We start from the raw sequence: 9,754 nt of genomic DNA, 5'->3' as shown, positions 1-9,754 counted from the left end.
TTTTTATGCATAAAGAATCAAAAAAAATTTGAAAACCACCTTTAAAGATCCTTAGTTATTGTGATTAAAGCAATTAAGGCAGTGGAGCGATGATAGACATGACGAATTTGTTGCGCTCGGTTGACAACAACCACAAGGGGCTGCAATTGTTATTGGGCGACTTTTACAATGACTTTTCTGACGCAGCCATAAATATAGAAGAACTTCATAAAGGTAATCGTTTTGATGAACTCAACCGTTACTCAAAAAAACTGAAGACCATCTTAACGCTGCTTTGCGATCAAGACCTTCCGCCCAAAATGGCTAAATTGGAACATTTGAGCAGACACGAGTTCCCTGCGCCGGAAGAGCTTATAGAGGATGTAAAAACTGAATTGCACAACGTCAATCGGCAAATCAACCACTTGTTGGGTGTTAAGGAAGTAATAGATGACAAGTAACCGAGGTCAGTCATGAGCAATAACCAAATAGAACATCACCTCAGAAAAGCACTTGTTTCCAATAACGAGGCTTCTAAGGTCACAGCTGATGACACTATTGTGCTTGCTAGTGCCATGACCAGCGTTCACAAAACGTTGCTCATTATATTCTTACTCGCTTTGGTCGCTATCGCCGTGGCATCACAAGCACGTATCGACATTGTTGTTTCTGTACGTGGCGAACTGCTATTGGAATCGGATGTTGAGAAGGTTCAACACCTAGAAGGCGGTATATTAGAAGAATTGTTAGTCAGAAAAGGGGAAGTAGTTTATGAAGGCCAACCTATTGCTCGAATACGCTCACTCGACCGCAACACCCAACTTGATACCGTAAATACTGAAATTATTCAGATCGAACTCGATAAGATTCGTTATGAGAGTTTACGTGACATGGTAGAGCCTAACTTTGATGCGTTCATTGAGAAATACCCTGAGCAAGTTCAGGTCAATATGAATACGTGGAAACAAGAATTCTCTAAAAACCGTTCAAACGAAGAACTCATCACACACGATATTAAGCACAAGAACTCGCTAATCAGTTCAATGCTAAAGCGTCGCAAAAGTTCAGAGAACCAACTCTCGCTCATTCGCAAACAACTCAACATCAAAAACACGCTTTATAAAGAAGAGATGGCGTCATATGTCGACGTTCTAAATATGAAAGTACAAGAATCCAATATGGTTCGTGAGATTGAGAACCTAGACGAGTCTGTGATGAATGAGCGCTTTCAACTCGACAAACTGGAAAAACAACACCGTGACTTGGTTGAGAACAGGAACTCTGAGTACCAAGCGCAAATCATTCAAGCGAATAAAGACCTCAAGCTGAAGCGAATCTTACAACCACAGCATTCCGACAAGGTTGATCGCCTAATCGTCTACTCTCCAGTGGACGGTGTGGTCGACAAACTGCACTTCAACTTCCGTTCTGCTGTGATTCCACCAGGTGAAAGTATCGCAGATATTGCGCCGATCAATAACTCCCTTCACGGTGAAGCGAAGATCCCACGTAAAGACATGGGCTTCGTTGAGATTGGTCAGGCGGTAAAAGTAAAAATGGACACCTATAACTTTGCAAAATACGGATTTGTTGAGGGCACCATCGCTTCAATCAGCCGTTCATCATACGAAGAAGAAGACGCTGAATTCTATTTAGCAGAAATTGAAATTGACCGAAACTTTCTAGAGCGAGGAGGCACTCAATACAAATTATCACCTTATATGGAATTTACCGCCGACGTAAAAACAGGCTCGCGTCGCGTGATCGAATACGCTGCGAAACCTGTGATGTCAGCTATCGAGGATGCTTTTGATGAGAGATAATCAATGAGCGGAAAACCTTCGTACAATATTTCCGTACCCGCTCTGCGTCTAAGCATACTATTTAGCGTGGTATTGGCAGCGTTCGCTTTCTATTTATACTTTTCTTGGTCAAAAGTAGATTCGGTTGCGCAAGTCCAAAGCGCCCCCTTGATCATACAAGCCCAGAAACTTAATCAGACAATAGAACTTGATATACAAACTTTGCAGCACTGCTTAAAAGAGCATAATTGCAATACCAATGAGTTTGATCCATCGACTTTGAAAAGTGAGATAGATGAGTTTCGTTCTTTGGCTTCGTTAAACAAAACCGAGTTCAGCTTGGTTGGAGCAACTGAATACACGCAACTGGAATTAGCGATTAATCGTTTCTCCGATAGCCCTAAAACACGTAACGACGTATTAGGCTTGTACCTTTCATTGACGAATAACTATCTGCAGATGGATGACAACTATCGCACCATGTTTAACAACCATGCGAACGACTTGATGTCTGAGAAAAACGAGTTCTTTATCTGGTTGTTTATGGTAGTCGTGATATTAGCTGTGATTACAATTTTGTCCAACTCAGTTGCTATGTTGAAACTGAAGAAATCCAGCTCTAACGAACGCGAAATCGACTATGAATTCGATGCCCTGTATCAAGAGCTGAAGCAGCTCGATTTACAACGTCTTGAAGAGCTTCTTAATGAAGTGAGCATTAATCCAAAACAGCGTCAGATCTACTCTCATCTCAAACTTATCTTCAGTAAATTGGAAGACCAAAAGCGCAATAACGATCTCTACAAACAACTGTATGCGCTGATCGGCTATGAGATTCGCGGAATTACAAACACCATCAACGGCGGTGTCCAATATCTTGTTCAAGAAACCGATGAAAACGGCGTGTTGATGGCGAAGGATATTACCTCTGCGTGTAGCACATTATCTGAACTAGCGGAAAACTATAATCGTTTGATTTCACAGGGTACGGAGAGTAAATCGAAAGAATTTTCACTGCTCAACGTACTGTCGGAATTGATGATTCACATCAGCGCAAAGATTCAACGAAATGAAAGTGAGCTTGATTGTTTTATTTCAGACAATTTACCGAATCGTGTTGCAGGCCAATCCACCAGCTTATTCTGGATACTGTTCCTTCAACTATCTAACGCTATTCAACTCAAATCAAATAAGAAACTGTTTGTGACGATTGAATCGGGTGCAGCATCAGACATGGAAAATACCCGTGTCACCATCAACCTCAACTTCTTATCAACGCTGGATGTTTCTGTTGCCAAGCTCAATAAGCTCCATTGGAGCGCACACAAAGACCATACTGCGAACACCGATGACTTGGCTAAAAGTGTTCTGAAAGATTACGGATATTACGAGAGTCACTGGTTCCAATCCGGCGCTCAGGAACGTTTTCAGATTGAACTCGATCTTAAGGCTAAGAACTTCCACACAGAGAAAACTCGCTTTGATGGCAAGCGTTTACTCTTGTGTGCTAATACTCAAGTTCGTATCGATGTGATGAACAAAATGCTCAGTAACTTGGGGCTAGACATCACCGAGATTCGCACAGCAAACGAGCTTTTCTCAGCAGCTAAAACGTTCGGTGATTACGATGCGATCATGCTGACCGATACCTTTGAACCCAACAAACTGCCCTCACTGAGTAAAACAGTGAAATCCCAACTTAAGAACCACCCAAATACCAAACTGCTGTTGTCAGTGACCAACACTCAGCAAGCACAAGAGTGTCATAGCTTCGTCGACAAGATCATTAACGCCCCTGCAATTCCTTACGAATTCATTCCAAACCTACTCACCATTATGGAAGCGGAAGCATCGGAAGAACAGATGGAGAACAGCTCATTCCTTATCGTAGAAGATGATCGAGTTCAGCAGATTTTACTTAAGCGAATCCTTACCAAACAAGAATATGAACCAGACATGGTCGGCGATGGCGCTGACGCAGTGAAACACTTCATGAATAAACGTTCTGACATCATCTTTATGGATTGCATCATGCCGGGTATGGGCGGCATCGAAGCAACAAAACGCATTCGACAATTCGAACAAGAAAACGAGAAGAACCCTTGTACCATTATAGGGGCAACCGCATTGACCAGCAGTAACGAACACCAGGCTTGTATTGAGGCCGGAATGGATTACGTGATCAGCAAACCTTATAAAAGCGACCAAATAATCAAGGTGATCAACAAGTATGTGGCGGTACAAAAACTTAACTAGCAGCATCATGGCTGCGCTTGCATTCAGCACGACACCTTTAGCATCGGCGACTACCCTGCTTGAAGCGGTAGAGCTCGGCCTGCAAAACAGCCTGTCTCTTCGCGCCAGTGATAAAGGTGTGGAAGAAAACGAGTACAACATTGGTATCAGTCGCTCGAAATTTCTGCCGTCACTCAATGGTGCTGCCGATACCACATGGAACGAGAATGAAACCTTGCTATCGAGCGTGCCGGATGAAACCTCTAGCTATAACTCAAACAGCTACAGCCTTTCGTTATCCCAATCCATATTCAATCTTGGCGACATTTTTAAATATGGGACGGCTAAGCTCGACTTCAATATCGAAGAGATTAAACACGAGAACAAAATCCAAAGCACCATTTCGGAAATCGGTTCTCAATACTTTGAGTATTTGAAAAACAACGCCCAAATTAAAGCGACCAAGGTTGAGCTTAAATCGTCTGAAACGCGTGAACATCAAATGCGACGCAATGTAGAGTTAGGTAATACCGCAGCCAGTGAACTTTACGAAGTGATAGCTCAGAAAGAAGGCGTGTCGAACCGATTAAGAACCTTGCAAAAAGATCGACGTGTCATTCTCAACGGTTTATCGATTCAAATTCAATACCCTATCACTCCGTCGCAAGACATATACGAAAGCGTGCCTTTAAAAGAGATCAGCGAAAGCGAGCAACGCACGATCATGGATCAGGCGTTAAAGCTCAATAACGACTTGTTGGTGGCAAAGAAAAACGTAGAGAGAAGCCGACGAAGCTTAAAAGAGAGCGGTTCGAACTTCTTACCGACCGTGTCGCTTTCGGCCAGTTATCGACATGATGATACCAATAACTACAGCACGGCGAGTGATCCAACCCAAACTGGCGAAAGTAACTCAACCAGTGTGGGATTAAACCTCGCCGTGCCTCTCTTATCCGGTGGCTCTGATTACTACGGCTATCAGAAGTCATCAACGGCCATCGAGCGTACTGAACTGCTTTACCAAGATTCGCTTTACACCACACGTAACAGTGTGAATACCTCAGTGCTCAACATTAACGATTTCTCGCAGTCTATAAGCAGTTACGAAAACATCATTCGCGCCAACTACGCATCTTATAAAGGGATCCAAAGAGCCTACCAATTAGGAACGCGTACCATCACCGACTTGCTGGCGGCGGAAAGTAAACTGTTCAGCGCCTTAAGAGACTACGAAAGCGCACGATACGACTACATCATCGAGACCATCAAACTTGAGCAAATTAAGGGTTTACTCTCGATTCAATCTATCGAAAGCGTGATGCAATTAATGAGCGATATTGAAGGTCGCGACAATCAAGATTTAGTGCCGAAACATCTTCTCTCAACGGAGTCGTTGAGGAAAGGAGGTCGTAATGCAAACTGAGCAATTTTCGCAAAAGATCAATATGGCAGATAAGTGTTATCTGACTTTTTCAACGATAATATCAACCCTATTTGGCTTGGTACTGCCCTTCTCTATTCTGGTCATTTTTGACCGAGTGTTACCCAACCAAGCGCAAGATACCTTGTTCTTATTGTTCGCTATTATTTTGATTTCCATCTTCCTCGACTACCACTTAAAAAGTCAGGAAGAGAAGATATCTTCCGTCATCATGAGGCAATTTGAAACCAACCTAACCAATAAGGTATTCCAATCCATTTGTTTAGCGGAGATCTCTAAATTCCGCCGTTTAGAGCCGGGCGAATATCTAGAACGAATCGCAACTATCCCTGAACTTAAGACCTTCTTTGGCGGAGAATCGGTTCGAGCGCTTATCAACCTTGCGGTTAGCGTGATTACCATTCTTATCATCGGCCTCATCAACATATGGGCTGGCATTACCCTTCTAATTGCCTCGGCCGTCTTAGCGATTTTCGCGTGGAGCCTTTCCAAACAGAAAATTGGCAGCTTGCAAAATAAGTCTGATATCGAAGGCTTAACCACCTCCAAAATTATTGAGATCATCTCTAGCCCACTGGATATCAAGGCGCGAAATATGGAATACCGCGTTGAAAGTTTGATGACACAAATGGTCGAAGAGCGCGAAGTTGAGAACATCAAATATGAGCAGATCGAATCGAACTTTGGCTTGATTTTGACGCTCATCCAACAGCTATCCATTGCTTGCGTTGTGGTGGTCTTGGCGACTGCCGTAATTAATATGGAATCGAGTCAAGGCATCATGGCCGCCATCATCATGCTAACCAACCGTTATTTTGCGCCTTACCAACAAGTGATGCGCACCGCGAGCCGCTGGGAATTAAACAAACTCCATATCCAACGTATCGCTGACCTCCTTGAATTGGCCGCCTCTGTTGAGCATCAACATGAAACCACAGAAGTAGAACGTATTTCAATCAAGTACTCTGACAAACAACGTATCGAGTTTGAACTGGGACAAGCCTACCTGCTCACAGGTAAGAGTGGTTCAGGTAAGACACACTTAGCCAACTGTATTACGCGACAAAACAATGATAACAAACTGGATATCATGATTAACGACACGCCTCTCGATGACGTCAATTACAACGTTTGGCGTAACAGCGTGCTCATGGTTGATAAGACCAGTTCGTTCGTGGAAGGAACCATAATAGATAACCTCACTTGCTTCCGACCAAGCTTGAACAACACGGCATTTGCACTGTGTCAAATCATGAATATCAAGGCGCAAATTGACGGGCTTCCGGCTGGATTTTATACCGAACTCAAAGGCCATATGCGAACCCCATTCTCACGCCAAGTAAGTTACGCCTTATTATTGGTTCGCGCTCTACTCGCCAATAAACGTGTATTGATATTCGACGATATTGATTGTGTATTTGATGAGGAGTTTGCACAAGTGGTGCTTACCAGTGCCGCTTATCGTGCCAATGATAAAATCCTAATCATTGCCAGCAATAAAATGGATAAACTTAACCATCGCCTCAAACGCGTAAACTTAACGGAGGTGACCAATGAGTATCTTAATAGACTTCAATAATGTTCCACAGCGAATTTTGGACTTTGAAGCAAGCGGTTATGATGAGCGTTACAACCACTCACCTCTGATTCGCGGCTTAGCTTACACTTTAATAGCATTGGAATGGGAAGGTACACCTTCTATCCTCAGCGACGCCTTTATTCCAAAGCCGAAAGATGGCGACAGTTTTACTGCGACGATAGAGCGTCTTGGATACCGTTGTGATGTGACCAAACTAAAGACACTCGAGAATATCGATCAGCACCCTTACCCATGCTTTATTGAAGTAGAAAATCTAAGTGCGATCTTCTTAGGTGTTAAAGATGGAAAGTTGCTCTTGTTTGATTACACGAACAACAACACCATTGAATATCCAATGTGCAAAAAGCCCTGCTTGTTGATTTCTCTTAACGAATATTCTCGTCTGTTCCGCGAACCACCACCGGAATCGCAAGATAGAAGTAACTGGATTAAATACGCGTTCTATCGTTACAATAACGAATTCAAGAGCTTAATCATTCTAAGTTTTGTGATCAGCATTCTCGGTGCGCTACAGCCCTTATTTATTATGAGTGTTTATAACTTCGCGCTCACTTCGAGCTCTGAGGCGACACTGTATTGGTTAACATTATTTGCCATCATTGTCGGTTTCTCTGAATACTTCTTTAAGAAAATGCGGGTCAACATCATTGCCACTTCCGGTAAAGATCTCGCCGTACATATATCTCAAGCCGTTATATCTAAGCTACTGTGGCTACCCTACGCGATGACCTCAACAGCCGGAGTCTCTTCACAGTTAGCACGTTTGAAAGATATCGATACGTTCCGACGTTTAGTGACCGCAGAATCAACCCTCAGCTATTTTGATATGCCGTTTGTTATCGTATTCATCATCGCCATTGCTCTGATGTCTGGTACTGCAGCGTTAGTAGTGATGGGTGGCTTAATACTGATGCTCGTCTTCTGTATTTACTCACGTTATATCTACTCGCAAGCCACATCCAAAAGCTCGCGCGCCAATGCGATGGTCTCGTATCAATGGAATGAGATTCTTCGTGGTATCAAGACGATCCAAGGTCTGCCTTTACTGCGCGTGGTTCAATTTCGCTTTAGTGCCTCACATTTGCAAAGCACCAGTGACGCAGAAAACGTTGCCGTTACTAACAGTAAGATTCAGGCCGCTGGTGGTAGTTTGATTCAAGCGATTGGTACTGCAAGTATCGTGACCGCCGTAATTGGCGTAATGGAAGGCACATCTGATGCTGGTGCAATGCTCGCGACCGTTATATTGGTTTGGAAAGCGTTAGGCCCAATCATGGGTATCTACAACTCAATTTCTAAGTTTCAATCGATCAAAGCTTCATCAGCACAGATAAACAACTTGATGTCGATGAACGATGACAAATCAACCTTAGAGAAAAGCCCGCCTATTCGCCTATTCCAAGGCAGCATTGTGGGAAGTGGTGTCAGCCATCGTTACACAGGCGCAGCGACTGGATTAACCAACCTTGGTTTCAAGATACCTCCTAGCGCAAAAGTCGTTATTTGTGGCCCTACGGGTTGCGGCAAAACCACGCTCATATCGATCATTGCTGGGCTAGAAGACCGCTATCAAGGCGCTGTATCTGTCGATGGCTACAACATCAAACAATTCAATAGCTACCGTTATCGCACGTCGATTAACTACATCCCTTTTAATCTGCATATTTTTGAAGGCTCATTAGAGACTAACTTCATACTGCACAATGGCTTGATACCTACCGAGAAGATGCAAGAGATGGTCAGCTTCTTCGAGTTAGATGAATGGCTACCAGAAGGCTTAGCGACTCAATTAAGTGTCGACAAATGCAAAAGCCTTCCCAATGGCATTCAACAAAAATTACGTCTCGCGCTTGGCCTGGGTAACTGTGAGCAATCTCTGATAATCATTGACGAACCGTTCAATGGTGCAGAAAACGAAAATGCACAATATTTTAACCGTTTGTTCAGCGATAAGTTGCTGAATAAAACTGTCATTTTTTCAACCAATGACCCCGGTTTGATCGCGACATCAAACATGAGTTTGGTATTAGAGCCGGATGGAAATTTGAAATATTTTGGCTTAACAGACAAATACTTAAACAGTTTGAGTTAAACACAACGATGCTTATTCACAAATTACTCGTTTAATAAATGGATGTAATTGACAAAAACATAAGTGAGAGAGATGATTCGCTCTAGAACCACTTGTAACAAGGAAGCAAATGTACACATTCGTTGCAGACAAGCTTGATGTAGCCTACTTATCCGCAATTCCTGAAAACCACCAACTTCAGGAGTGCGATGTGCCTGAAGAAGAGATGGAGCTTCGAGAAATCGTTGAGGTTTGGTATGAGTCTGCCTTCCTACCCGCTTTCAATCTTCAGAATATAGACATCGAGAACAAAGCAAAACTCACCGTCGTACAAATGCACGTGTTCAGCAATGATACGAGCACGCTCGCCTTCCTACTAAAAAACAGAGTGTATCGCGCTGCACTTAACAGAATGCTCGGTATTTGGACATTGGAACCCTCTGCAAAAACCGTATTAGAGCAGCTTCTTTTCGAATTAAGCCTAGATAAAAAACGCCCACATTAACTTTCTTTTAAGTCATTCATCAATAAGCATACAAACCAAACCGACCGGCAAACGCTATAAATTACTAATAAAAGAACGTATTTCAAAATAAGCTCTGGAATCACAAGAACTTATACCCCTC

The 9,754-nt window shown here is 43.1% G+C and carries 7 protein-coding genes; all 7 read left to right on the top strand.

All coding sequences use genetic code 11. From position 1 onward, the window contains the following. Window positions 1-89: 89 nt before the first annotated feature. The 7 genes from ITG09_17275 to ITG09_17245 all read left to right on the top strand — a co-directional run bounded on the left by ITG09_17275 (window position 90) and on the right by ITG09_17245 (window position 9,633). On the top strand, window positions 90-440 hold the full coding sequence (locus tag ITG09_17275; GenBank protein UPR54706.1) for a hypothetical protein: 351 nt from the start codon (window positions 90-92) through the stop codon (window positions 438-440). Window positions 441-452: 12 nt separating this feature from the next. Further along, window positions 453-1,802 (top strand): HlyD family type I secretion periplasmic adaptor subunit, encoded by a 1,350-nt coding sequence (locus tag ITG09_17270; protein UPR54705.1) that lies wholly within the window; start codon window positions 453-455, stop codon window positions 1,800-1,802. Window positions 1,803-1,805: 3 nt separating this feature from the next. Further along, the gene (locus ITG09_17265) at window positions 1,806-4,037 is read left to right on the top strand and encodes a response regulator (protein ID UPR54704.1); all 2,232 of its coding nucleotides are present in this window, start codon (window positions 1,806-1,808) and stop codon (window positions 4,035-4,037) included. Beyond that, window positions 4,012-5,439, top strand: coding sequence for a TolC family protein (locus ITG09_17260; GenBank protein ID UPR54703.1), 1,428 nt, complete (start codon window positions 4,012-4,014; stop codon window positions 5,437-5,439). Before ITG09_17265 ends, ITG09_17260 begins: the two co-directional genes overlap by 26 nt. Next, complete coding sequence (locus ITG09_17255) at window positions 5,429-7,036, top strand: ATP-binding cassette domain-containing protein (protein UPR54702.1); 1,608 nt, start codon at window positions 5,429-5,431, stop codon at window positions 7,034-7,036. The genes ITG09_17260 and ITG09_17255 overlap by 11 nt, the downstream gene beginning before the upstream one ends. Then, window positions 7,011-9,149, top strand: coding sequence for an ATP-binding cassette domain-containing protein (locus tag ITG09_17250; protein UPR54701.1), 2,139 nt, complete (start codon window positions 7,011-7,013; stop codon window positions 9,147-9,149). Before ITG09_17255 ends, ITG09_17250 begins: the two co-directional genes overlap by 26 nt. A 109-nt stretch (window positions 9,150-9,258) precedes the next feature. Next, window positions 9,259-9,633 (top strand): hypothetical protein, encoded by a 375-nt coding sequence (locus ITG09_17245; protein UPR54700.1) that lies wholly within the window; start codon window positions 9,259-9,261, stop codon window positions 9,631-9,633. The last annotated feature ends 121 nt before the right edge of the window (window positions 9,634-9,754 follow it).

The sequence above is a fragment of the Vibrio cyclitrophicus genome (assembly GCA_023206055.1).
Classification (GTDB): Bacteria; Pseudomonadota; Gammaproteobacteria; order Enterobacterales; family Vibrionaceae; genus Vibrio; species Vibrio cyclitrophicus_A.
The sequence above is the reverse complement of the archived record's forward strand: the minus strand, read 5'-3'. Positions and strand labels throughout refer to the sequence as shown.